The sequence below is a fragment of the Pseudomonas petroselini genome (assembly GCF_045037875.1).
Lineage (GTDB): Bacteria > Pseudomonadota > Gammaproteobacteria > Pseudomonadales > Pseudomonadaceae > Aquipseudomonas > Aquipseudomonas petroselini.
The window spans coordinates 6,545,719-6,567,961 of the sequence record NZ_CP173614.1 but is presented as its reverse complement, the minus strand read 5'-3'; the positions used below and the strand labels follow the sequence as shown (position 1 = coordinate 6,567,961).

Annotated in this window: 23 protein-coding genes; 14 read left to right on the top strand and 9 right to left on the bottom strand. The window is 59.8% G+C overall.

The window, feature by feature from the left end:
- Positions 1 to 12 precede the first annotated feature (12 nt).
- The 6 genes from ACI512_RS30430 to ACI512_RS30405 all read left to right on the top strand — a co-directional run bounded on the left by ACI512_RS30430 (position 13) and on the right by ACI512_RS30405 (position 5,701).
- Positions 13 to 585, top strand: a complete 573-nt coding sequence (locus ACI512_RS30430) for a YfiR family protein (RefSeq protein ID WP_236382030.1) — start codon at positions 13 to 15, stop codon at positions 583 to 585.
- Positions 582 to 1,844: a diguanylate cyclase domain-containing protein gene (locus ACI512_RS30425; RefSeq protein WP_236382038.1), complete on the top strand. Its 1,263-nt coding sequence runs from the start codon at positions 582 to 584 to the stop codon at positions 1,842 to 1,844. The genes ACI512_RS30430 and ACI512_RS30425 overlap by 4 nt, the downstream gene beginning before the upstream one ends.
- 4 nt (positions 1,845 to 1,848) lie before the next feature.
- The gene (locus ACI512_RS30420; protein WP_015885880.1) at positions 1,849 to 2,340 is read left to right on the top strand and encodes an OmpA family protein; all 492 of its coding nucleotides are present in this window, start codon (positions 1,849 to 1,851) and stop codon (positions 2,338 to 2,340) included.
- A 564-nt stretch (positions 2,341 to 2,904) separates the two neighbouring features.
- Positions 2,905 to 3,852 (top strand): TauD/TfdA family dioxygenase, encoded by a 948-nt coding sequence (locus ACI512_RS30415; RefSeq protein ID WP_236382040.1) that lies wholly within the window; start codon positions 2,905 to 2,907, stop codon positions 3,850 to 3,852.
- 53 nt (positions 3,853 to 3,905) lie between these two features.
- A complete protein-coding gene (locus ACI512_RS30410) occupies positions 3,906 to 4,754 on the top strand; it encodes an EamA family transporter (protein ID WP_236382042.1) in 849 nt (282 codons plus the stop codon).
- A complete protein-coding gene (locus ACI512_RS30405) occupies positions 4,754 to 5,701 on the top strand; it encodes a LysR substrate-binding domain-containing protein (RefSeq protein ID WP_015885877.1) in 948 nt (315 codons plus the stop codon). Before ACI512_RS30410 ends, ACI512_RS30405 begins: the two co-directional genes overlap by 1 nt.
- A gap of 44 nt (positions 5,702 to 5,745) precedes the next feature.
- Here ACI512_RS30405 and ACI512_RS30400 read toward each other — a convergent pair whose 3' ends face one another.
- The gene (locus ACI512_RS30400) at positions 5,746 to 6,036 is read right to left on the bottom strand and encodes a DUF3077 domain-containing protein (RefSeq protein ID WP_043205893.1); all 291 of its coding nucleotides are present in this window, start codon (positions 6,034 to 6,036) and stop codon (positions 5,746 to 5,748) included.
- Between the two features lie 325 nt (positions 6,037 to 6,361).
- The gene (locus tag ACI512_RS30395) at positions 6,362 to 7,309 is read right to left on the bottom strand and encodes a LysR family transcriptional regulator (RefSeq protein WP_064055211.1); all 948 of its coding nucleotides are present in this window, start codon (positions 7,307 to 7,309) and stop codon (positions 6,362 to 6,364) included.
- 129 nt (positions 7,310 to 7,438) lie between these two features.
- On the opposite strand from ACI512_RS30395, the gene ACI512_RS30390 reads away from it, so the two are divergent.
- Both ACI512_RS30390 and mmsB read left to right on the top strand, forming a co-directional pair.
- A complete protein-coding gene (locus ACI512_RS30390; RefSeq protein ID WP_015885874.1) occupies positions 7,439 to 8,956 on the top strand; it encodes a CoA-acylating methylmalonate-semialdehyde dehydrogenase in 1,518 nt (505 codons plus the stop codon).
- Positions 8,957 to 8,970: 14 nt separating this feature from the next.
- Positions 8,971 to 9,858, top strand: coding sequence for a 3-hydroxyisobutyrate dehydrogenase (gene mmsB / locus ACI512_RS30385; RefSeq protein ID WP_405121478.1), 888 nt, complete (start codon positions 8,971 to 8,973; stop codon positions 9,856 to 9,858).
- Here mmsB and ACI512_RS30380 read toward each other — a convergent pair.
- On the bottom strand, positions 9,845 to 10,594 hold the full coding sequence (locus ACI512_RS30380; protein WP_185753836.1) for a hypothetical protein: 750 nt from the start codon (positions 10,592 to 10,594) through the stop codon (positions 9,845 to 9,847). The genes mmsB and ACI512_RS30380 overlap by 14 nt on opposite strands.
- Positions 10,595 to 10,756: 162 nt before the next feature.
- Entirely contained in the window at positions 10,757 to 11,101 is a 345-nt protein-coding gene (locus ACI512_RS30375; protein WP_015885872.1) for a cupin domain-containing protein, read from the bottom strand.
- Between the two features lie 240 nt (positions 11,102 to 11,341).
- Here ACI512_RS30375 and kynB point away from each other — a divergent pair, with 240 nt between their 5' ends.
- Positions 11,342 to 11,992 carry an arylformamidase gene (gene kynB, locus ACI512_RS30370; RefSeq protein ID WP_015885871.1) on the top strand — a complete coding sequence of 217 codons (651 nt, stop codon included), beginning with the start codon at positions 11,342 to 11,344 and terminating at the stop codon, positions 11,990 to 11,992.
- Entirely contained in the window at positions 11,989 to 12,846 is an 858-nt protein-coding gene (gene kynA / locus ACI512_RS30365) for a tryptophan 2,3-dioxygenase (protein WP_015885870.1), read from the top strand. Before kynB ends, kynA begins: the two co-directional genes overlap by 4 nt.
- 99 nt (positions 12,847 to 12,945) lie before the next feature.
- Here the strand turns inward: kynA and ACI512_RS30360 are convergent, their stop codons facing one another.
- From ACI512_RS30360 to antA, 4 genes are all read right to left on the bottom strand, one after another.
- Positions 12,946 to 14,346 (bottom strand): amino acid permease, encoded by a 1,401-nt coding sequence (locus ACI512_RS30360; protein WP_064055205.1) that lies wholly within the window; start codon positions 14,344 to 14,346, stop codon positions 12,946 to 12,948.
- A gap of 71 nt (positions 14,347 to 14,417) precedes the next feature.
- Complete coding sequence (gene antC, locus ACI512_RS30355; protein ID WP_231810123.1) at positions 14,418 to 15,425, bottom strand: anthranilate 1,2-dioxygenase electron transfer component AntC; 1,008 nt, start codon at positions 15,423 to 15,425, stop codon at positions 14,418 to 14,420.
- Positions 15,426 to 15,670: 245 nt separating this feature from the next.
- The gene (gene antB / locus ACI512_RS30350) at positions 15,671 to 16,162 is read right to left on the bottom strand and encodes an anthranilate 1,2-dioxygenase small subunit (protein WP_236382643.1); all 492 of its coding nucleotides are present in this window, start codon (positions 16,160 to 16,162) and stop codon (positions 15,671 to 15,673) included.
- Complete coding sequence (gene antA, locus ACI512_RS30345) at positions 16,162 to 17,553, bottom strand: anthranilate 1,2-dioxygenase large subunit (RefSeq protein WP_236382645.1); 1,392 nt, start codon at positions 17,551 to 17,553, stop codon at positions 16,162 to 16,164. The genes antB and antA overlap by 1 nt, the downstream gene beginning before the upstream one ends.
- Before the next feature lie 311 nt (positions 17,554 to 17,864).
- Between antA and ACI512_RS30340 the strand changes: the two genes are divergently transcribed.
- Entirely contained in the window at positions 17,865 to 18,851 is a 987-nt protein-coding gene (locus tag ACI512_RS30340; RefSeq protein ID WP_236382647.1) for a helix-turn-helix domain-containing protein, read from the top strand.
- Here the strand turns inward: ACI512_RS30340 and ACI512_RS30335 are convergent.
- Positions 18,848 to 19,723 (bottom strand): LysR family transcriptional regulator, encoded by an 876-nt coding sequence (locus tag ACI512_RS30335; RefSeq protein ID WP_015885864.1) that lies wholly within the window; start codon positions 19,721 to 19,723, stop codon positions 18,848 to 18,850. The two genes, ACI512_RS30340 and ACI512_RS30335, sit on opposite strands and share 4 nt — an antisense overlap.
- Positions 19,724 to 19,837: 114 nt before the next feature.
- On the opposite strand from ACI512_RS30335, the gene ACI512_RS30330 reads away from it, so the two are divergent.
- Genes ACI512_RS30330 through catA form a run of 3 tightly spaced genes read left to right on the top strand, consistent with a single transcriptional unit; the run spans position 19,838 to position 22,239 of the window.
- Positions 19,838 to 20,965 carry a muconate cycloisomerase family protein gene (locus ACI512_RS30330; protein WP_405121477.1) on the top strand — a complete coding sequence of 376 codons (1,128 nt, stop codon included), beginning with the start codon at positions 19,838 to 19,840 and terminating at the stop codon, positions 20,963 to 20,965.
- A gap of 12 nt (positions 20,966 to 20,977) precedes the next feature.
- Entirely contained in the window at positions 20,978 to 21,268 is a 291-nt protein-coding gene (gene catC, locus ACI512_RS30325) for a muconolactone Delta-isomerase (RefSeq protein WP_236382650.1), read from the top strand.
- 41 nt (positions 21,269 to 21,309) lie between these two features.
- Positions 21,310 to 22,239, top strand: a complete 930-nt coding sequence (catA, locus tag ACI512_RS30320) for a catechol 1,2-dioxygenase (RefSeq protein WP_015885861.1) — start codon at positions 21,310 to 21,312, stop codon at positions 22,237 to 22,239.
- Positions 22,240 to 22,243: the final 4 nt, after the last annotated feature.

Below are 22,243 nucleotides of genomic sequence, written 5' to 3'. Positions count from 1 at the left end.
GAGTATCGCTGCATGAACGTGGCCGTCTCGCCCACAGAGCGAAGTTTGAGCTGGAGACGCCTGCTGCTGGCAATCCTGTGTGTGCTCGCGCCGCACGCCTTCGCCCAGGCGCCCGATCCCGCAGACCTTGCAGACCAGCGCGCCCAGGCGGTCACCCAAGTGGTGCTTGGCATCCTCAGTTATGCCCGCTGGCCAGTCGAGCCGGCGCAATTGCGCCTGTGTATCGTCGGCCCGACCCAGTACACCGACGACCTGATCAAAGGCACTACCCAGGCCACCGGCCGTCCGGTCGTGGTGCAGCGCCTGCTGGCCAGCCATCCCGATATCGTCACCGCGTGCGATGCGGTGTACATCGGCAAACTCTCCGCGGATGAGCGCAGCCAACTGTTCGCCGCATTGATCGGCCACCCGGTGCTCAGCATCAGCGAAGGCGGCGACCAGTGCACCGTGGGCAGCCTGTTCTGCTTGCGGGTGGGGGATCAACAGGTGTCTTTCGAAGTCAACCTGGACTCCGTGGCCCGCAGCGGCGTGCGCATTCACCCCAGCGTGTTGCAACTGTCCCGTCGCCGAGCGCCCGCGCAATGAGCGGCGCCAAGGTGCGACCGACGCTGCGCTCGGTCATCGGCCGAGGGCACCTGATCCTGGCGCTGTTGGCCGTGACCCTGGCCAGCGTGTCCCTGACCCTGCTCGGTGTGTTGGCGCTGCGGGTGTATGCCGAACACAACCTGCACCTGATCGCGCGCTCCATCAACTACACCGTGGAAGCGGCGGTGGTGTTCAACGACAGCGCCGCAGCCACCGAAGCCCTCAGCCTGATTGCCTCCACCGAAGAGGTGGCCCAGGCCGAAGTCTTCGATGCCAATGGTAAGTTGCTGGCGCAGTGGATACGCCCGGATACCGGCCTTCTCTCGCGTGTGGAACTGGAGCTGGCGCATACGCTGCTCGAACAACCCATCAGCCAGCCGATCCTTCACCAAGGGCGAACCATCGGCAGCATCCATCTCATCGGCCACGGCGGTAGCCTGCTGCGCTTCCTGCTCAGCGGCCTGGCCGGGATCTTCATCTGCACCGCCCTCAGCGCGTGGATTGCCCTGCACCTGGCGCGACGCTTGTTGCGCGGCATCACCGGCCCGCTGCAAAGCCTCGCCGCCGTGGCCCACGCCGCCCGCAGCGAACGCGACTTCGACCGCCGCGTACCGCCGGCAAAAATCGCCGAACTCGACAGCCTGGGCAGTGACTTCAACGCCTTGCTCGGCGAGATGGAAGCCTGGCAAAGCCACCTGCAAAGCGAAAACGAATCCCTCGCCCACCAGGCCAACCACGACAGCCTCACCGGCCTGCCCAACCGCGCCTTCTTCGAAGGCCGTTTGATCCGCGCCCTGCGCAGCGCAGCCAAGGCCAAGGAACAAGTGGCAGTGCTGTACCTCGACAGCGACCGCTTCAAAGAGATCAATGACAGCTTTGGCCACGCCGCCGGTGATGCCGTCCTCGTGGCCGTCGCCGAGCGTGTGCGCGCGCAATTGCGCGAAGACGACCTGGTGGCGCGCCTGGGCGGCGACGAGTTCGCCATACTGCTGGCGCCGTTGCACAAGGTCGAAGACGCCGAGCGCATCGCCGACAAGATCATCGCCAGCATGGACGTGCCGATCTCCGTGCCCGGCAACACCCAGGTATTGACCTCTCTCAGTATCGGCATTGCCATCTACCCCGATCATGGCGCCACCCCCGGCACCTTACTCAATGCTGCCGACGCAGCGATGTACCAGGCCAAGCGTTTGTCCTCGGGCGGCCAGCAAACGGCGGAGTCGGAGAACCCCGTCGTCAACGTTAAACACAGGAGTTGATCCCTTGTTCTCGACCGCGCGTTTCATGTTTATCACCCTGCTGGTGTCATTGCTCGCCCTCGGCGGTTGCCAGACGGCCCCACCCAAAGGCCTGACCCCGGCGCAAGTCGCCGTTCTCAAGCAGCAAGGCTTTGAACTGACCGACGAAGGCTGGGCATTCGGCTTGTCCGGCAAAGTGCTGTTTGGCAGCGATGTCGAGGCGCTCAACCAACCCAGCACCGACATCGTCCAGCGCATCGGCAAGGCCCTGCTGGGCGTGGGGATTGAACGCGTCCGCATCGACGGTCACACCGACGCGTCGGGCAAGGAAACCTACAACCAGCAACTGTCCCTGCGCCGCGCTAAAAGTGTGGCGACGGTGTTGATGAGTGTGGGCATGAAGGAAGAAAACATCCAACTGCGCGGCTTGGGCAGCAGCGAGCCGGTGGCGTCCAATGACACCGCGGCGGGGCGCACGGAGAATCGACGGGTGTCGATAGTGGTGATGTCGGACTGAGCGGCTTCACCCGTTTCAATCTGAAATACGATCAAAAGGTGGGAGGGGGCTTGCTCCCGATAGCAGTGGGTCAGTGATCGATAAGCTGACTGTCACACCGCCATCGCAGCAAAGGTATCTACACAATATTGTAGTGAGCGGGCTTGTCCCGCGCTGGGCTGCGAAGCGGCCCCAGCTCTTTGTTTAAAAAGACTGGGACTGCTGCGCAGTCCAGCGGGAGCAAGCTCCCTCGCCACAGGTTACTTTGCGCTCTTAAGACTTCTTAACTGACCGGCATTAGGGTTTGCCCCCGATACCAGTGGGTCAGTGATCGATAAGCTGACTGTCACACCGCCATCGGGAGCAAGCCCCACCACCTTTTGATTGGTGTTGGCTTAACGGTCCGGTGTCATTGCCTGCGTTGATGCCCCATCACCGAATCTCAGCAAAAACCTTCAAGCATTTTTCCTGTAGGAAAAGTCTGCCATGACGAATCTTGATGGCTAGGCTGACGAAGTTTCGCTTTTTCGCAAAGGGTGGGCTTAGTTAAATGGCCGCTCCAACTAACCACCGTAAAGGACTGCGATGAGCATAAACGTCAGTGATTTCCGCCAGAAATTTTCTAAGGCTAGGCTTTCAAACGTTGCTTTTGATGAGCTGTTGAGCGCAAGAGAGTTGTTCGAGTCTGAAAGACAGGGCATTCGATTCGATAACAAGGTCGCCCACATCAGTCCTCTACAATTACCCGTCCTAAGTGAGGAACTAGATAGAATTCGAACCATGATCGATCACGAAAGCCATGTCTTGATTCTTGAAGGTTTTGAAGTCGACAAACTTGAAAGTTTCAAATCGCTGATATGGACATTTGGTTCTCTACTCGGTGTGCCGATGGTGCAGAACCATCTCGGTCATAAGGTGATCGAGGTTTATGACAGAGGCGCTAAGAGCATTGAGGAAGGTGCGAGATACCATCAAACCCGCCAAGGCGCCTATGTACATAACGATGGAGTGAGCGACCCGTTACCTATCGATTACCTGATCCTGGCTTGCGGACAGAAAGCACTTTTGGGAGGTGAGAGCATTCTGATTGATGCAAGTGCGGTATACGCGGAGTTGATGACATTTCCAGAAATACTGGAAGAACTTAAGTGCGACTTTTTTTTTGAAAATCGCGGCATGTCAGATGAGGAACAGTTGTTCAAAGCGCCCATCCTTAGCTTTTCCAATGAAGGTATTCCGCTGATCAGATACTTTCGCGTCTACATTGAGTCAGCTCACCTTAAGGCGGGAGTGCCATTAACATTGGCTCAATCCCAAGCACTAAACTTTCTGGACACCGTTCTTGATCAGTCATCGGTTCAGCATCGAGTGTTGCTCGAGCCAGGGCAGATACTTATTTCAGCCGATAATAAGTTTCTCCATACCCGTACGCACTTTATCGATACGAATACGCCACGTGGCGTGATTGATGATTCGGAGTGCTTGAGTGATCTAAATCGCTACATGCTACGGATGTGGTTACGCAAACAATGATGCCCCGACGCACATAACGTGCAGCCGCCACTATCCGCCATAAGCCGAGCCCCATGGATAACTCCGATATTGCGATCACGCTGGTCTTGATCTCTGCCTTTATGCACGCCACTTGGAACGCCGTAGTCCGCGCCGGTAGCAGTCGCTTCATGACCTTGGCGATGGTGGATGGCACTGCGCTGGTGATATGCCTGCTGGCGCTGCCGCTTGTCAGTGTGCCGAGCCTGGAGGTGGGGGGTTATATCTTCGTCTCCGTGGTCCTCAATACGGTCTATCGGTTATTTCTGATCAACGCTTACGAAACCGGTGACTTCGGTCAGGTTTACCCGGTGATGCGTGGGGTACCCCCGGTACTGGTCGCGCTGTTTTCCTACTTTCTGCTGCATGAAGAGTTGTCATTCCAGGCCTTAACCGGAGTGTTGATGATTTGTGCGGGAATTATCAGCCTGACCTTTGTTCGCAGGATGACGGCGCAGAGGTTCAAGCCGATCCTGATGGCGGTGTGCGCCGGGGCGTTTATTGCGTCTTACACGGTGGTGGATGCCAAGGGTGTAAGAGCCAGTGAGACGGTGCTGCAGTACATCATCTATCTGACGGTGTTCCAGAGTATTCCAATTCCACTGCTGGCGTTTTCCAAAGAACGCTCGGCCTTGGCTCAAACGATACGTGGGCATTGGCGAATCGGCCTATTAGGTGGTGTTTTTTACCTGGCGTCCTACGGATTGGTGTTGTTTGCGTTGTCGCTGGACGCGGTGGCCAAGGTCTCAGCGCTGCGGGAAACCAGTGTTATTATCGGCGCCATTATTGCCGCGCTGTTCTTTCATGAACGGTTCGGTTGGCGACGGATGCTGTCGGCATTCGTCATTGTTAGCGGGATCATCTTGATCAAAGTGAGCACCTGATGGCTCAGCGTCCGCCTCCCACACCGATGCTTCAAGCGTTCGTCAGTGCTGCGCAAACCGGTAGTTTTTCGCGTGCGGCGTCTGAGCTTAACCTTACCGCCAGTGCCATTAGCCATCAAATTGCAGGCCTGGAGGAGTGGTGGGGCGTGCAGTTGTTTGAGCGGCATTCACGCGGCGTCAAGCTGACCGCAGCGGGGCAAGCCTTATTGCCGGTTACCGATGGCTTTTTCAATGCACTGGATGGGGTACTGCAGTCCCTCAACCCCGGTAAATCCCAACCGTTGTACCTCTCATGCACGTCTTCCCTCTGTTCGACGTGGCTAATCCCCAGGCTGCATGGGTCGCACACTGAGGCCTCGTTCAACCTTGATCTGGTACTGACCAGCGCCGACATGAACAACACCCGCCTGGAAGCTCATCAATACGATGTCGCGGTGGTGATGGGGTACGGCGATTACCCGGATCATCATGTTGAGCTGCTGATGCGTGACGCGGTGTTCCCGGTTTGTTCACCGGAGTTTCTGCGGTTGAAGGGGGATATTTCACTGGAGGGTGTCGCTCGGTACCCGCTGATTCATCGGGTGGACGATCAGGTATGTCCAGGGTGGGAAAGCTGGTTTGCGTTTCAGGGGTTGGCGCCGCCGCCTTATCACCATGGGCCGCGATTTCCGGATTCGAGCCTGGCGATCAGTTTGGCAGTGAAAGGCACAGGGATCGCGCTGGGCAGGACTGCGTTGGTGTTTGACCAATTGGAAGACGGTGCGTTGGTTGCGTTGAAAAGCCCCGTGATGATGTCGCCGGCGGCCTACTACATCATTTGTCGTAGCGGGCGGCAGTCAGAGCCGGATATCGCTCGGCTGATTGAATGGCTCAAGACCAGTGCGAGTAAGTTTCTGCGCGAAGTTCGGGCGCGGTATCCGCAAATTGCCGGGGCTGGTGCGGTTTAAATGTGGGAAGGCGCAAGGCTCCTCCCACATTCGAACGGTATCGCTTAACGGCCCGGCGTCATCGCCTGCGTCAAGTCATCTACCACGGCTTTGCCCATCTCACACAGGTAATGCGCAGCCCATGCGTATTGCTCGCCACGCACATCCATGGCGGCTTCCATCGCGAGTTTCTTGGAGTAAAAAAGTAAGGTGGAGGCGTGTTCCAAAGCTTCCTCAATCGGCATGCCGGAGTTGACGCGGAACAAGGGTTTTTGATTTTCGCCGTAGTCGCCGAAGGTGGCTACGCCGAGGGTGGTGATGGAGGAAAGCGGTGGGTCGGGGACGATTTTTGACATGATGGTTCCCAAATTTACAGTAGGGGTCACCACGGCATGTCGCTAAACATGAAGAGGTGGCAGCTGTACACGGGTTAGCGAACCGGTAAATTTGGGAACCCGGCAGACCCGAAGGTCTCCCGCGTACAGCCGCCATAAACGGTAAAGACAGATAAAAAGCCTGGCAATACTTTGGCATCACATCCCAACTAATCCGAGTCGCTAAACCCGATCGCTGATGAGCAGCGAAGTCAGGAGGCTAGTGACCCAAACGGTAAGGCGCAATGGGGTAGAGAGTCTCTAGGAAACGTCCTGCAATTTAAAGCGAATCGTCGTTGATGGCACTTTAATCCGCGAACCGCATCTCCCGCGTCTCACCCATCAACAACCCCTGATTCTGCTCCGTCACCTCCCTTATGTAATCCCACAACAACGTAATCCGCTTCAACTTGCGCAAATCCTCCCTGCAATACATCCAGAACTGCCGTGTAATCGCAATCTGCTCCCCCAGCACCGGCAGCAACCGCGGATCCTGCGCCGCCAAAAAGCACGGCAATATCGCCATCGACCGCCCCTGCTGCGCCGCCACGTACTGCGCGATCACGCTGGTACTGCGCAGGCTGGCGCTGGCGCCGGGCACCACGTTCGCCAGGTACAGCAGCTCTGAACTGAACGCCAAATCATCCACGTAGCTGATAAACGGATGTTCGGCCAAATCCGTGGGTTTGCGGATCGGCGGGTGTTGGTCCAGGTATTCCTGGGTCGCGTACAGCTGCAGTTTGTAGTCGCACAATTTGCAGCACACATAGGGCCCGTGTTCCGGCCGTTCCAGGGCGATGACGATGTCGGCTTCGCGCTTGGACAGGCTGATGAAGTGGGGCAGGGGCAGGATGTCCACCGAGATGGCCGGGTAGGTGTCGACGAAGTGGCTCAATTGCGGGGTGACGAAGAAGCTGCCGAACCCTTCGGTGCAGCCCATGCGCACGTGGCCGGACAGCGCCACGCCGGAGCCGGAGACTTGTTCGCAGGCCATGTGCAGGGTGCTTTCGATGGACTCGGCGTAGCCCAGCAAACGCTGGCCCTCAGGAGTGAGGACGAAACCGTTGGTCCGGGATTTTTCGAACAGCAGGGTGCCGAGGGACACTTCCAGTGAACTGATGCGCCGCGACACGGTGGTGTAGTCCACCGCCAGGCGCTTGGCGGCCACGCTGGCCTTGCGGGTGCGGGCCACTTCGAGGAAAAACTTCAGGTCATCCCAGTTCAGGGAGCCCAGCGACGTGATGTTTTTTTGCATATTGGTCCGGCATTTATGTGCGTTCTTATTAGAGATTTGCACATCTATACTCCAAAAACAGTCCGAACGCCTCATTTCCCAAGGCGGTTACGCGCCTTGTCTCTGTATAAATATAAGATTGGAGACCACATGAACGCATCTGCCGATATTTCCGTGCAACAGGTCAAGTTGCTGATCAACGGCGAGTGGGTCGAGTCCAAGACCACCGAGTGGCAAGACATCGTCAACCCGGCTACCCAAGAGGTGCTGGCCAAAGTCCCGTTCGCCACCGCCGATGAAGTCAACGCCGCCATCGACGCCGCCCACCGCGCCTTCCAAACCTGGAAGCTGACGCCAATCGGCGCGCGCATGCGCATCATGCTTAAGCTGCAAGCCTTGATCCGTGAACATTCCAAGCGCATCGCCGTGGTGCTCAGCAACGAGCAAGGCAAGACCATTGCCGATGCCGAGGGCGATATTTTCCGTGGCCTGGAAGTGGTGGAGCACGCTTGTTCCATCGGCACCCTGCAAATGGGCGAATTCGCTGAAAACGTCGCCGGTGGCGTCGATACCTACACGCTGCGCCAACCCATCGGCGTGTGCGCCGGTATCACCCCGTTCAACTTCCCGGCGATGATTCCGCTGTGGATGTTCCCGATGGCGATTGCCTGCGGTAACACCTTCGTACTCAAACCGTCCGAACAGGACCCGCTGTCGACCATGCTGTTGGTGGAGCTGGCGCTGGAAGCCGGTGTACCGGCCGGTGTGCTCAACGTGGTACACGGCGGCAAGGACGTGGTGGATGCGCTGTGCACCCACAAAGACATCAAGGCCGTGTCCTTCGTCGGCTCGACCGCCGTGGGCACCCACGTCTATGACCTGGCCGGCAAACACGGCAAGCGCGTGCAATCGATGATGGGCGCCAAGAACCACGCGGTGGTGCTGCCGGATGCCAACCGCGAACACACCCTCAATGCCCTGGTCGGTGCCGGTTTCGGCGCGGCGGGCCAACGTTGCATGGCCACCTCGGTGGTGGTGCTGGTGGGCGCGTCCAAGCAATGGCTGCCAGACCTCAAGGCGCTGGCGCAAAAGCTCAAGGTCAACGCGGGCAGCGAAGCGGGCACGGATGTGGGCCCGGTGATTTCCAAGCGCGCCAAGGCACGTATCCTGGAACTGATCGAAAGCGGCGTGAAAGAAGGCGCCAAGCTGGAGCTGGACGGCCGCGACATCAAGGTGCCGGGCTTCGAGCAAGGCAACTTTGTCGGCCCGACCCTGTTCTCGGGCGTGACCCCCTCCATGCAGATCTACACCCAGGAAATCTTCGGCCCAGTGCTGGTGGTGCTGGAAGTGGCGACCCTCGATGAGGCCATCGCGCTGGTCAACGCCAACCCGTTCGGCAACGGCACCGGCCTGTTCACCCAGAGCGGTGCGGCGGCGCGTAAGTTCCAGAGCGAAATCGATGTCGGCCAGGTCGGCATCAATATCCCGATCCCGGTGCCGGTGCCGTTCTTCAGTTTCACCGGTTCCCGTGGTTCCAAGCTCGGCGACCTCGGCCCGTACGGCAAGCAAGTGGTGCAGTTCTACACCCAGACCAAAACCGTCACCAGCCGTTGGTTCGATGACGACACGGTCAATGATGGCGTTAACACCACCATCAACCTGCGCTGATTCGGGAGACGACCATGAAGATTGCATTTATCGGCTTGGGCAACATGGGCGCGCCCATGGCTCGCAACCTGATCAAGGCCGGCCACGCGCTGAACCTGTTCGACTTGAACCAGACGGTGCTCAAGGAACTGGCCGAGCTGGGCGGCACCATCAGCGCTTCACCACGCGATGCGGCGAAAGACGCTGAGCTGGTGATTACCATGCTGCCGGCGGCGGCGCATGTGCGCAGCGTATGGCTGAATGACGACGGCGTTTTGGCCGGTATCGGCAAAGGTGTACCGGCGGTGGATTGCAGCACCATCGACCCGCAAACCATCCGTGACGTAGCGGCTGCGGCGGCCAAGCAAGGTGTCGTCGTAGCCGACGCCCCGGTCTCCGGCGGCACCGGCGGCGCCGCCGCAGGGACGCTGACCTTCATGGTCGGCGCCACCCCGGAACTGTTCGCCACCCTGCAACCGGTGCTGGCGCAGACGGGCCGTAACATCGTGCATTGCGGTGAGGTGGGCACCGGGCAAATCGCCAAGATCTGCAACAACCTGTTGCTGGGCATCAGCATGGTCGGCGTCAGCGAGGCCATGGCCCTGGGCGATGCGCTGGGTATCGACACGCAAGTGCTGGCGGGAATTATCAACAGCTCCACCGGGCGTTGCTGGAGTTCCGACACCTACAACCCATGGCCTGGCGTGATTGAAACCGCGCCGTCGTCCCGTGGCTATACCGGCGGGTTTGGTGCCGACCTGATGCTCAAGGATTTGGGCCTGGCCACCGAAGCGGCGCGCCAGGTGCACCAGCCGGTGATCCTCGGCGCCGTGGCCCAGCAGCTGTATCAAGCGATGAGCCAGCGCGGGGAGGGGGGCAAGGACTTTTCAGCGATTATCAACAGCTACCTTAAAACCAATTAAGGGGAGGGGGGCCGGCGTAAGGCTGGCTCCCGGCTTTTACACCCGTGTTAAAGGGGGCCAATTTGGCAACGATTGAAATCCCCGAAGGGTAATAGCCGAGTGCCCTGCCCGCGGCTTTTTTAAGCCTGTTGTTCAACGCGGAAAAGTTTTTTTGGTTCTCGCCGGTTGCGGGATCCATATAGCTGCCGTCTGCCCGCTGTACCACCCAGTGCAATCCAATCGGCAAGCCGACACACGACACCGCCATGGCCTCTAGTTTTACCTCGTTGCTGTCGAGTGCGGGACCCGGCAGGTCAATAGGGCAGCCAATTCCTCTGAGCTTGTTTTCGATCGTCGGATAAAGCCAGTTCAACCCGGCGACAAGCATGCCCGGGTTCTTTTCCACCTTCATGTCCAAGCCCAAAAGCCTTCCCGCGATGACAAGACTGTCCGGCATCGAATAACCGGCTTGTTCCAGGTCGGTCTGCCCGTGCCTGACGGTTGTGCAGCCGCTGGTGATCCTGTACAGGTCGCTTTCACAACGATTGTCCAACTCCAGTGTGTCGACGCCTAAATGCTCAGACATTGATCCGGTAAGAACCGGGATTTTATCGACCCCCAGTTCTTTGGCCGCGCACAGCAGGGCAGCCGCGCCGCAGGAGTTGGGAAACACCTGCTTTTTGGCAATTTGGCTGACCGGGTCTGGCGGTTGGTGGATGACTGAGGGCCAGGCAGTTGGGGGCGCGGTACGGATCATGATTACCCTCTGGCGACTGTTCAATTCGCTTGATGAAGTCAGTCCAGATCTTGTCGATCAGCCCACGGAAGGCCTGTAGGAAAGCACTTAATACGCCATGAGTTTGGGCCTTAAAGAGCGCACTGGGCCGAATCCGTGTTCAGTGCGCCAAGGCATAGCGGGTCAAGCAAACACAAAATACTTACGCACCGTCTCGACCACTTCCCACGTTCCCTTCATCCCCGGTTCCACCACGAAGATATCCCCAGCCCGCAGGTGAATCGGCTCCATGCCTTCTGGCGTGATGATGCAGTAGCCTTCCTGGAAGTGGCAGTATTCCCACTTCACGTAGTCCACGTACCACTTGCCCGGTGTGCAGATCCAGGTGCCCATGATCTTGCTGCCGTCTTCGCTGGTGTAGGCGTTGAGGTTGACGGTGTGCGGGTCGCCTTCGAGCTTTTCCCATTTGCACGCGTCCAGGACCGGCAGTGGGTGGGTGTCGCGCAGTACGGTGATGGGCTTGGACATGATGACTCCGAGGCAGTGAATGGAAAGATCCACCCTAAGGCCTTGGGCGTTGCACCAGTGGTCTGAACTCGACATCGGGATGCCCAGAAGCGCAGCGGTATTTATTTGATATAACCCATCACCAATCCGCTATTTCCTCGCAGTAAGTGCGAAAGATTTCCCGCTTCACGCCAGAATTCGCAAGAAAATTCGCAGCTGGCCCTCGTATCATTCACCCCAGTAACCGCCGAGAGCCTGCAAATGAACCCAATAAAAACGTGGTGGGATATCAGCCCGCCCTTGAGTACGGCGACCCCGACCTGGCCGGGAGACACGCCGTTCCAGGAAGAGCGCGTGTGGCAGTTCGGCCCGGAGTGCCCGGTGAATGTCGGGCGCATTACCTTGTCGCCGCACACCGGCGCCCATGTGGATGCGCCGCTGCATTACAGCGCCGACGGTGCACCGATCGGTGAAGTGTCGCTGGACGTGTACATGGGGCCGTGTCGGGTGCTGCATTGCCTGGACAGCGGCGCGTTGGTGCAGCCGCATCAGTTGGAAGGGCGTGTGGATAACGTGCCCGAGCGTGTGTTGCTGCGCACTTATCCACAAGCGCCGCTGACCGAATGGGATGCGGACTTCACTGCCATTGCCCCGCAAACCATCGAGCTGCTGGCCAGCCTGGGGGTGCGCCTGATCGGTATCGATACACCCTCGCTGGACCCGCAGCAGTCCAAGACGATGGATTCCCACAACGCCGTGGCCCGCCATGGCATGGCGATTCTTGAAGGCATCGTGCTCGATGACGTACCGGAAGGCGACTATGAACTGATCGCGCTGCCGCTGCGTTTTGCCCACCTGGACGCGAGCCCGGTCCGCGCCATTCTCCGTCCGCTCAAGGAGCCCACGCGATGAGCCAATGTCCTTTCTCTGCTGATTACCAGCCGCCCGAAGAATGGCATAACGCCGAACTGAATTTTTCCGAGTCCATGAGCTACGGCGATTACCTGGACCTGGGCAAAGTCCTCAGCGCCCAGCACCCGCTGTCGCCGGACCACAACGAAATGCTCTTCATCATCCAGCACCAGACTTCCGAGTTGTGGATGAAACTGATGCTCCACGAACTCAAGGCTGCCCGCGAGCACGTACGACTGGGCGAATTGCCGCCGGCGTTCAAGATGCTGGCGCGGGTGTCGCGGATCTTCGATCAACTGGTGCACGCCTGGGCGGTGCTGGCGACGATGACGCCGTCGGAGTACAAGGCCATCCGCCCGTTCCTGGGGCAGTCGTCGGGGTTCCAGTCGTTCCAGTACCGCGAGATCGAATTTATCCTCGGCAATAAAAGTGCGGCGCTGTTGCGGCCTCACGCCCACCGGCCGGAGCTGTTGAACGAGCTGAAAGTGGCGATTGCCACGCCGTCGCTGTATGACGAGGCGATCAACCTGATGATCAAGGCGGGCCTGGCGATTGATCCCAAGCGTGCCGAGCGTGACCCGACGGCGGCGACGGTTCACGATGAGTCCGTGGAGGCGGCGTGGCGGGAGGTGTATCGCGACCCGAACCGTTACTGGGATTTGTATCAGTTGGCCGAGAAGTTTATCGACCTGGAGGATTCGTTCCGCCAGTGGCGCTTCCGCCATGTGACCACGGTGGAGCGGATCATTGGCTTCCAGCCAGGAACCGGTGGCACGGAAGGTGTGGGGTATTTGCGCAAGATGCTCGATACCGTGCTCTTCCCCGAGCTATGGCGAGTACGCTCAACGCTCTAAACAAATGTGGGAGGGGGCTTGTTCCCGATGGCGGAGTGTCAGTCACTTAATAGGTTGACTGGTACTCTGCCATCGGGAGCAAGCCCCCTCCCACAGGGGTTATTGCGCCACGGCTACTTTCGCGTTTCTCATCCGCAACCGATAGGCCACATAGATAATCCCCACCCATACCGGCATCGCATACACCGACTCACGAATCCCTGGGATCGCCAGCATCACGCTGATGATCATCAGCATGAACGCCAGGCACAGGTAGTTGCTGAACGGGAACCAGAAGGTCTTGAACGACGGCGTCACGCCTTGCTCGCCCATGGCTTTGCGGAACTTGATGTGGGTGATGCTGATCAGCGCCCAGTTGATCATCAGCGAGGCAACCACCAGCGCAAACAGCAACTCCAGGGCACTTTGTGGCGCGACGTAGTTGACCACCACGCACAGCATCGTCACCAGTGCCGAAATCGCCAGCGCCCGCAGCGGCACGCCTTGCTTGTTGAGTTTCATCAACGCCTTTGGCGCATCGCCTTGCTCGGCCAGGCCGAACAGCATGCGACTGTTGCAGTACACGCCGCTGTTGTACACCGACAGCGCCGCGGTCAGCACCACGAAGTTGAGGATGTGCGCGGCGGTGTCGTTACCGATCAGCGAGAAGATCTGCACGAACGGGCTGCCGCTGTAGGCATCGCCCGACGCGCCGAGGGTTTGCAGCAGTTGGTCCCACGGGTACAGCGACAGCAACACAGTCAGGGCGCCGACGTAGAAAATCAGGATCCGGTACACCACCTGGTTGATCGCTTTCGGGATCACTTTGCGCGGCTCGCTGGCCTCGGCAGCGGTGATGCCTACCAGCTCCAGGCCACCGAACGAGAACATGATGAACGCCATGGACATCAACAGCCCCATGCCGCCATTCGGGAAGAACCCGCCGTGGCTCCACAGGTTGCTGACCGAGGCTTGTGGGCCGCCGGTGCCGCTGAACAGCAGGTAGCAGCCGAGCGCGATCATGCCGACAATCGCCACCACCTTGATGATCGCAAACCAGAACTCGGCCTCACCGAAGAACTTCACGTTCAGGGTGTTGATCAGGTTCACCGCCACGAAGAACACCAGTGCGCTGACCCAGGTCGGGATTTCCGGCCACCAGAACTGGATGTACTTGCCCACCGCCGTCAGTTCGGCCATGCCCACCAGGACGTAAAGTACCCAGTAGTTCCAGCCCGCCAGGAAGCCTGCGTAGCCGCCCCAGTATTTGTGGGCGAAGTGGCTGAAGGAACCGGCTACCGGCTCTTCGACGATCATCTCGCCGAGCTGGCGCATGATCAGGAACGCGATAAAACCAGCAATCGCGTAGCCCAGGATCATCGACGGCCCCGCCGACTTGAGTACCCCGGCCGAGCCGAGGAACAACCCCGTACCAATCGCCCCTCCCAAGGCGATCAGTTGAATGTGCCGGTTCTTCAGGCCACGCTTGAGGCCTACCGGGTTAACCATGTCATCCGCCATTAACATTCCCTTCTACTTGTTTTTCTCAGGGTTGAGTGCACGCCGCATCAGCCCCTCAGAAGTGCTGAGGGTCAGATATTACTCTGCGTGAACTTTTCGTAATACAACTGAACGCCATCAAGTGCCTGATCCGCCAGCCATTGTTGGACGGATTCGACCATTGGCGGGGGACCGCACAGGTACATATCCGCCGATCTGTCCCGCAATTCGGCCACGTCAAAATGCTCGGTCAGGTAGCCGCGCTTGCCGGGCCAATCCGCTGAGGGGGCGCTAAGGACTTCGGTGTAGCGGAAGTCCGCGATGCTTGAGGCGTAGGCCTGGATGCGCGCCGCTTCGCACAAGTCCTCGGCACCGCGCACGCCATAGTAGAGGTGCACGGGTTGGTCGCAGCCATTGGCGGCCAGTTCGTCGAGCATGCCCAGCAAGGCCGATAACCCGGTTCCGCCTGCCACCAGCACCAAGGGTTTGGTGACGTGACGCAGGTAGAAGGCGCCCAGGGGCGCTTCCATCAACAGCTCATCGCCCACCTGGCAGCGCTCGCGCAAGTAGTTGCTCATCACCCCGTCGGGCAACAGTCGCACCAAAAACTGCAATTGATTGCCCGCAAGGTTGGCGAAGGAATACGAGCGCCAACTGTCGGTGCCAGGTACCGACAGCCGTGCGTATTGGCCCGGTAGAAAATCCAGCGCCTGATCCAACTGCACCTGCAGGATCGCCGTACTGGTCGACACCTGCCGTACCGCGCTCACCGTGCCGCGTACCTGCACCGGTCCCGGCGCATTGCACAGGCTCGAGTCAAAGTCGAAATAGAACGTCGCATCGGACTTCACCCGCGTCTGGCAACTGAGCATTTTGCGTTGTTGCAGGTCGAGGCTGGAGAGGGCTTCCTCATCCACATAGTCCTGGCTGTAGTCGCCGGATTCGCAGCGACCCTGGCAGGTGCCGCACACCCCTTCGCGGCAATCCAAGGGGATCTTGATGCCGTTGCGCAGCGCTGCATCCAGCAGGATTTCATTCGCGCCCACCGGGAAAAACAGGGTCTTGCCGTCGGCAAAACTGAAGGCCACTTTGTGATTCATGTGTTGTTCTCTGCCTATTTATAACGTACGCACGGCCTGTTGTGGTGAGCGGGCTTTTTGTGGTGAGCGGGCTTGCCCCGCGCTGGGGCGCGTAGCGGCCCCAATAAAGTCACCGCATTTCTCCAGTCAAGCCGTAGTGCCTGCACCAGGGGCCGCTGCGCGCCCCAGCGCGGGGCAAGCCCGCTCACCACAACAAGCCCGATCACCACCACAAAAAGCCCGCTCACTACCACAACAAGGGCGCTTTAGAGGTGATAAAAATCCAGCACCGAGTTGATGGTGTCGTTGAGCAGCAGCGCGTGCTTTCGGGTGATCAACCAACTGTCGCCATCAGGCTTGAGGGTGTAAGTGGCGTGGCCGTAAAACTGCTCCGACGTGGCCAGGCGATAGAACAGCGTGTGCCAGTTCAGTTTCACCTCCAGCCTGCCATCCGCCCGCTCGGCGATGCGCACGTTGTTGATCAGGTGCAACGTGCGCGGCATCGGCGTGGCCGACGCCGCCTTGCCGGTGCGCAGGCGGAATACGCGGTCTTCCAGGCCCGAACGGTTGGCGTAATAGATCAGCGACATCTCGCGCTTGGGGTCGCGGGTGTAGACGTGTTCCGAGTCCCACTGCGGCAGGTGGAATTCACTCTGCGGGTCGAACAGCTGCACATAGGCGTCCCAGTCCTGCGCATCGCACAGCTCGGACTTGCGGTAGAAGAACTGCTCGATCTGGTACTGCAATTGCGCATTCATCATTCCACCTCCCGCAATTTCAGCGCTTGGTTATCGAGGCCCTTGAGCAGGAACTGCTGCCAGTTGCGATGCTGGTTCACATAGAGGCCTTCGTGGGTGAATTCGGTGCCGGTCATCGCCGGTTGGATGCCGATGGCTTCGCTGTTCGGCGTGGGGCCGGTTTCCCAGCGGTGGCTGCCGCGTGAGATATCGCTCCAGCGTTCAAGCCGGCCCTGGAAACCGCGCTGGGCTTCGCGGAACTCCACCAGGTCATCCGGCGTGCCCATGCCGGACACGTTGAAGAAATCCTCGAACTGGCGAATGCGGTTTTCACGGTCGGCGTCAGACTCGTTTTTCACCCCCAGGCACTGGCTGATGATCTCGGTCTTGTTCCACGCCACGGGGCGGATGATGCGCAGTTGCGAGCTGATCTGGTCGAGAAAGAACAGGCTCGGGTAGATATTCAAATTGCGCAGGCGGTGCATCATCCATTCGGCTTTTTGCTGGCCGTGTTCTTCAATCAGGCGCGGCATGATGGTGGCGTAGCCGGAGCGCACGCTGGGGTTGGGCATGTCGCTGAACAACAGGCTATGGCCGTTATTGAAGGCGAACCAACCGTCATCGGTGTTGGCGTCGCCGGCGCCAAGCTTGCTGTAGTCCAGGGTGCTGCCTGCGCTAGCGCCATGCTCGGTGTTCACCTGTTGGCGATGCTGCACCGTGGCCACGTAGTTGTAGTGCACGGTGCTGACGTGATAACCGTCCAGGCCGTTTTCGTTCTGCAGTTTCCAGTTGCCGTCGTAGGTGTAGGAGGATTTGCCGGGCAGCACTTCCAGCTCACCGGTAGCGGACTGCGCGACCATCATGTCGAAGAACACGGTGGCATCGCCCAGGAAGTCTTCCAGGCTGTCGGTGCCCTTCACGTCCAGGCTGATGAACACAAAGCCTTTGTAGCTCTCGATACGCGCCTTTTTCAGGCCGCGTGTGGCTTTGTCGAAGCCCTCCGGGTATTCCCCCGGCGCCTTGACCTTCACCAGTCGGCCATCGCTCTTGTAGCACCAGGCATGGAACGGGCAGGTAAAGGTGGACTGGTTGCCTTTGCCGACCCGCGTCAGGGTGGTGCCACGGTGCTGGCAGGCGTTGATCAGCGCATTGAGCCGGCCTTCGCCATCGCGGGTGATGATCATCGGCTGGCGCCCGGCGCGCATCGTTACGAAGTCGTGGTTATGGGCCAGTTCGCTTTCGTGGCAGGCATAGATCCAGTTCTTTTCGAAGATCAGTTCCATCTCCAGATCGAACAGTTCCGGCTCGGTGAACATGTGGCGGGCGATACGGAATACTTCGTCTGCCGGGCGAAAGTCCAGGCAGCCTTCGATAAACGTTTTCCACTGCTCGACGCTTCTTGCACCACTCATGGGAGGCACCTTTTTGATAGGGGCTAATCGGTGGTTTATTAGAGGCAGCGGGGCAGGGCGCGGGCTATCCGCTTAATGGGGGAACCTGGGCCGAAAAATGGGCAGCAAATACCCAACCCGGTGCAGCACGGTGACGGGATGCGCTACTGTCTGGCAGGGCAACTGTCGGAAAAGACCGCTTCTTATCCACTTAATCGACCGTTGCTATCCACCCAGTGGCCATTGCGCTGGCGTGGCGCATTACTTGCTGTCCTACACCAACGACGCGCCGCCAGAGCGCGCAACAGCCTAACCGCCGTGGGTGCACCCTGATGAGCAGCCAAACGATTCAACGCTTCGACCTGGAAGGCGCCCGCAGCTGGATGTCCGGCATTTGCGGGCCCCATCGCCTGGCCACCGCCACGCCTGAGCGCCTGCGTTTTCACCACAGTGCCAACGTGTTCAAGTCCCGCGCCACCACCCTGGGCGTGATCGAGTACGGCACGGACGTGACCATCGACATCGAAGACGCCGAGCACTTCAGCAGCTACAGCCTGAGCCTGCCCCTGGTGGGTGAGCAGGAACTGAGCAAGAACGGTGAACGCCTGAGTTCCAACCGCGACCAGGGCGTGATCATCTCGCCCAACGAGCATCAGGTGCTCGCGATCTCCGGCGACTGCCGCAAGTTGCAGGTGGTGATCACGCGCGCGGCCATGAGTGAGTCGCTGGAAGGTTTGCTGCAACGGCCCATTGAAGCGCCGTTGCGCTTTGAGTCGGTGATGGACGCGGTAGAGGGGGCGTCGGCGTCGTGGTGGCGCATGGCGCGTTACTTCATCGCCGAGCTGGAGCACGGCAGCGAGCTGTATGAGCAGGCTGCCTTTACCCGTGACCTGGAAAGCTCGCTGATCAAGGGCCTGATCCTGGCCCAGCCGAACAACTACTCCGAAGAACTGCGCGATGTCCTCGGCGTGAAGCTGCCGCATTACCTGATCCGTGCGCGCCAGTACATCCACGACAACGCCCGCGAAGCCGTGCACCTGGAAGACCTGGAAGCCGCTGCGGGGGTGTCGCGTTTCAAGCTGTTCGATGCCTTTCGCAAATACTTCGCCCTGTCGCCCATGGCCTATTTGAAGAAGTACCGGCTAGGCGCCGTGCGCCAGGAAATCCTTGAGCACGGCTCCACCCGCACCATCTCCGAGATCGCCCTGGGCTGGGGCTTAACCCACCTGGGACGGTTCTCGGCGGAGTACCGCAAGCTGTTCGATGAATCGCCGAGCCAGACGTTGCAGCGCAATGATGCGCGCCGCCTGCGTGGCTAGATCAACTCTTCCACCAGTTGCAGGCAATGACTCAACCCTGGCGACTGATCATGCACCCGCCGGCTGAGAATGATCGGCGACGTCGCCGTGGCCTCCACAATCGGCGTATAGCCAATATCCGCGCGGTGCAGCACCTGCACCGAGGCGGGTACCAGCGTCACGCCCATGCCGGCGCCGACCAGGCCGATGGCGGTCTGCAACTCGTTGGTCCACTGCGCCACCTTGAGGCCCAAGCCATGGGCATCAAACAGCGCGATCACATGGTCGGCATAGCTGGGGCGTGGGTTGCCGGGGTAGAGCACAAACGGTTCGGCGGCCAGTTGAGCCAGCGTGGCCGGCGCGCCCAGCAGCGGGTGGCCAGCGGGCAGCACGGCGACCAGCCGGTCCTCGACCAGCACGCGCTGGACAATGGCCGGGTCGTCGATACGAATCCGCCCGAACCCCACATCGATTCGCCCAGCCTTGAGCGCTTCAACCTGTTGCAAGGTGGTCATTTCCGACAGCCCCAACTCCAGCTCCAGCGCCTCATGGCTGCGCAGTCGCCGAATCAACTCCGGCAGCACGCCGTACAGGGTCGAAGGCGCAAAGCCGATGCCCAGCCAGGTCTTTTCACCCAGGCCGATACGTCGCGTGTTGTCGCAGACCTTGTTCAGTTGTTCCAGCAGCGCATTGGCGTGTTCATAGAAAAACCGTCCGGCTTCGGTCAGCCGCAGCGGTCGGCTACGTTCGAGCAAAATGACGCCCAGCTCATCCTCCAATTGCTGGATCTGTCGGCTCAACGGCGGCTGGGCGATGTGCAGGCGTTCGGCGGCGCGGGTGAAATTCAGGGTTTCCCCCAGCACCTGGAAATAGCGCAGGTGACGCAGTTCCATAATGGCTCCTTTCATACCTTGAGGGTATTGCTTGAGACCCATTCTATATTGGAAGCCTTTAAAGATACGGGACAGAATCGGCTCAAACCTAAAAAGAACCCAGCGGGTATAGCCATGCCGATTTGCCCCATCGAGTCGATCGACACGATCATTGTCGACCTCCCGACCATTCGCCCGCACACGCTGGCGATGCACACCCTGCAAAACCAGACCTTGGTGATCATCCGCCTGCGCTGCGCCGACGGCATCGAAGGCATCGGCGAAGCCACCACCATTGGCGGCCTGAGTTACGGCAATGAAAGCCCCGACAGCATCAAGGTCAACATCGACCGCCACTTCGCGCCGCTGCTGATCGGCCAGGACGCCAGCAATATCAACGCCGCCATGTTGCGCCTGGAGCGCAGCATCCGTGGCAACACGTTTGCCAAGTCCGGTATCGAAAGCGCCTTGCTCGATGCCCTTGGCAAGCGCCTGAACCTGCCGGTCAGCGAACTGCTCGGTGGCCGCGTGCGCGAGGCACTGCCGGTGGCCTGGACCCTGGCCAGCGGCAACACCGAAAAGGACATTGCCGAGGCGGAAAAGATGCTCGAGCTGCGCCGCCATCGCATCTTCAAATTGAAAATCGGTGCTGGCGAAGTCAGCCATGACCTGGCCCATGTGCTCGCGATCAAAAAGGCCTTGGGTGACCGCGCCAGTGTGCGCGTTGACGTCAATCAAGCCTGGGACGAAGCAGTGGCACTGCGGGCGTGCAAGGTGCTCGGCGACAACGGCATCGACCTGATCGAACAGCCCATCTCACGCAACAACCGTGGCGGCATGGCGCGGCTTAATTTGTCGAGCCCGGCGCCGATCATGGCGGATGAATCCATTGAGTGTGTCGAGGATGCGTTCAACCTGGCCCGCGAAGGCGCGGCGTCGGTGTTCGCCCTCAAGATCGCCAAGAACGGCGGCCCGCGCGCGGTGTTGCGCACCGCGGCGATTGCCGAGGCAGCGGGGATCGGCCTGTATGGCGGCACCATGCTCGAAGGTGGCATCGGCACACTGGCGTCGGCGCATGCTTTCCTCACGCTGAACAAACTGGCGTGGGACACCGAACTGTTCGGCCCGCTGCTGCTAACCGAAGACATCCTCACCGAGCCACCGGTGTACCGCGATTTCCAACTGCATGTCTCCAACGCACCGGGCCTGGGCCTGGCCATTGATGAAGAGCGTTTGGCGTTCTTCCGTCGTGACAAACACTAAGAGGCGCCCGTCATGTTGTTCCACGTAAAAATGACCGTGAACCTGCCCGTCGACATGAACCCCGAGCGCGCTGCCAGCCTCAAGGCCGATGAAAAGGCCCTGGCGCAGCGCCTGCAACAGGAAGGCAAGTGGCGCCACCTGTGGCGCATCGCCGGGCACTACGCCAACTACAGCGTGTTCGACGTCGACAGCGTGCAAGAGCTGCACGACCTGCTGATGCAACTGCCGCTTTACCCCTACATGGCCATCGAAGTGAACGCCCTGTGCCGGCACCCGTCGTCGATCCATGAGGACGACCGCTAGGTCGGTGATGCACCCAATAATGACAAGATGAGGAATGCACCATGTCCACCCGACTGTCCCAGACTGCCCATGCCCAACAGTTTCTCGAAGAAGCCAGCGGCAACCTTAACGACGCCGGCAACCCGCGCACCAAGGCGCTGATCTATAGGATCCTGCGCGACACCGTGAACATCATCGAAGACCTCGACGTGACCCCGGAAGAGTTCTGGAAGGCGGTCAATTACCTTAATGAGCTGGGCAAGCACCAGGAAGCCGGTCTGCTCGCCGCCGGGCTGGGCCTGGAGCATTATCTGGACTTGCTGATGGACGCCGCTGATGAAGAAGCCGGTAAATCCGGCGGCACCCCGCGCACTATCGAAGGCCCGCTGTATGTGGCCGGTGCGCCGTTATCGAAGGTCGAGGCGCGGCTGGACGATGGCCAGGACGACGCGGTGCCGCTGTTCATGCGTGGGCAGGTGCGCGACACCGACGGCAAGCCGTTGGCGGGCGCGATTGTGGACGTGTGGCAGGCCAACACCGGCGGTACGTATTCATGGTTTGATCCGACGCAATCCGAATTCAACCTGCGCCGACGCATCGAGACCGATGCCCAGGGCAACTACCGATTCCGCAGTATCGTGCCATCCGGCTACGGCTGCCCGCCGACCGGGCCGACTCAGCAGTTGCTCGATCAACTGGGACGCCACGGGCAGCGGCCGGCGCATATCCACTTCTTCATTTCGGCGCCGGGGCATCGGCACCTGACCACGCAGATCAACCTCTCGGACGACCCGTACCTGCATGACGATTTTGCCTACGCGACGCGGGATGAGTTGATCGCCGAGATTCGCTTCAGTGAGGATCCGCAGCTGGCGCGCGAGTTTGGCGTGGAAGGGCGGTTTGCGCAGATTGATTTTGACTTTGAGTTGCAGGTGGCGGATGCCCCGGTGGAGCAGAAGCGCATGCAACGCGTGCGTGCCCTGGAAGATTGATCAA

Bases quoted from the DNA above. Each gene is read 5' to 3' on its own strand.
- ACI512_RS30405 (WP_015885877.1), top strand. From the start codon at position 4,754: ATGGCTCAGCGTCCGCCTCCCACACCGATGCTTCAAGCGTTCGTCAGT.
- kynB (WP_015885871.1), top strand. From the start codon at position 11,342: ATGAACCCAATAAAAACGTGGTGGGATATCAGCCCGCCCTTGAGTACG.
- catC (WP_236382650.1), top strand. From the start codon at position 20,978: ATGTTGTTCCACGTAAAAATGACCGTGAACCTGCCCGTCGACATGAAC.
- ACI512_RS30330 (WP_405121477.1), top strand. From the start codon at position 19,838: ATGCCGATTTGCCCCATCGAGTCGATCGACACGATCATTGTCGACCTC.
- catA (WP_015885861.1), top strand. From the start codon at position 21,310: ATGTCCACCCGACTGTCCCAGACTGCCCATGCCCAACAGTTTCTCGAA.
- antA (WP_236382645.1), bottom strand. From the start codon at position 17,553: ATGAGTGGTGCAAGAAGCGTCGAGCAGTGGAAAACGTTTATCGAAGGC.
- ACI512_RS30415 (WP_236382040.1), top strand. From the start codon at position 2,905: ATGAGCATAAACGTCAGTGATTTCCGCCAGAAATTTTCTAAGGCTAGG.
- antC (WP_231810123.1), bottom strand. From the start codon at position 15,425: ATGAATCACAAAGTGGCCTTCAGTTTTGCCGACGGCAAGACCCTGTTT.
- ACI512_RS30335 (WP_015885864.1), bottom strand. From the start codon at position 19,723: ATGGAACTGCGTCACCTGCGCTATTTCCAGGTGCTGGGGGAAACCCTG.
- kynA (WP_015885870.1), top strand. From the start codon at position 11,989: ATGAGCCAATGTCCTTTCTCTGCTGATTACCAGCCGCCCGAAGAATGG.
- ACI512_RS30390 (WP_015885874.1), top strand. From the start codon at position 7,439: ATGAACGCATCTGCCGATATTTCCGTGCAACAGGTCAAGTTGCTGATC.
- ACI512_RS30410 (WP_236382042.1), top strand. From the start codon at position 3,906: ATGGATAACTCCGATATTGCGATCACGCTGGTCTTGATCTCTGCCTTT.
- antB (WP_236382643.1), bottom strand. From the start codon at position 16,162: ATGAATGCGCAATTGCAGTACCAGATCGAGCAGTTCTTCTACCGCAAG.
- ACI512_RS30340 (WP_236382647.1), top strand. From the start codon at position 17,865: ATGAGCAGCCAAACGATTCAACGCTTCGACCTGGAAGGCGCCCGCAGC.
- ACI512_RS30430 (WP_236382030.1), top strand. From the start codon at position 13: ATGAACGTGGCCGTCTCGCCCACAGAGCGAAGTTTGAGCTGGAGACGC.
- ACI512_RS30425 (WP_236382038.1), top strand. From the start codon at position 582: ATGAGCGGCGCCAAGGTGCGACCGACGCTGCGCTCGGTCATCGGCCGA.
- ACI512_RS30380 (WP_185753836.1), bottom strand. From the start codon at position 10,594: ATGATCCGTACCGCGCCCCCAACTGCCTGGCCCTCAGTCATCCACCAA.
- ACI512_RS30375 (WP_015885872.1), bottom strand. From the start codon at position 11,101: ATGTCCAAGCCCATCACCGTACTGCGCGACACCCACCCACTGCCGGTC.
- mmsB (WP_405121478.1), top strand. From the start codon at position 8,971: ATGAAGATTGCATTTATCGGCTTGGGCAACATGGGCGCGCCCATGGCT.
- ACI512_RS30395 (WP_064055211.1), bottom strand. From the start codon at position 7,309: ATGCAAAAAAACATCACGTCGCTGGGCTCCCTGAACTGGGATGACCTG.
- ACI512_RS30360 (WP_064055205.1), bottom strand. From the start codon at position 14,346: ATGGCGGATGACATGGTTAACCCGGTAGGCCTCAAGCGTGGCCTGAAG.
- ACI512_RS30400 (WP_043205893.1), bottom strand. From the start codon at position 6,036: ATGTCAAAAATCGTCCCCGACCCACCGCTTTCCTCCATCACCACCCTC.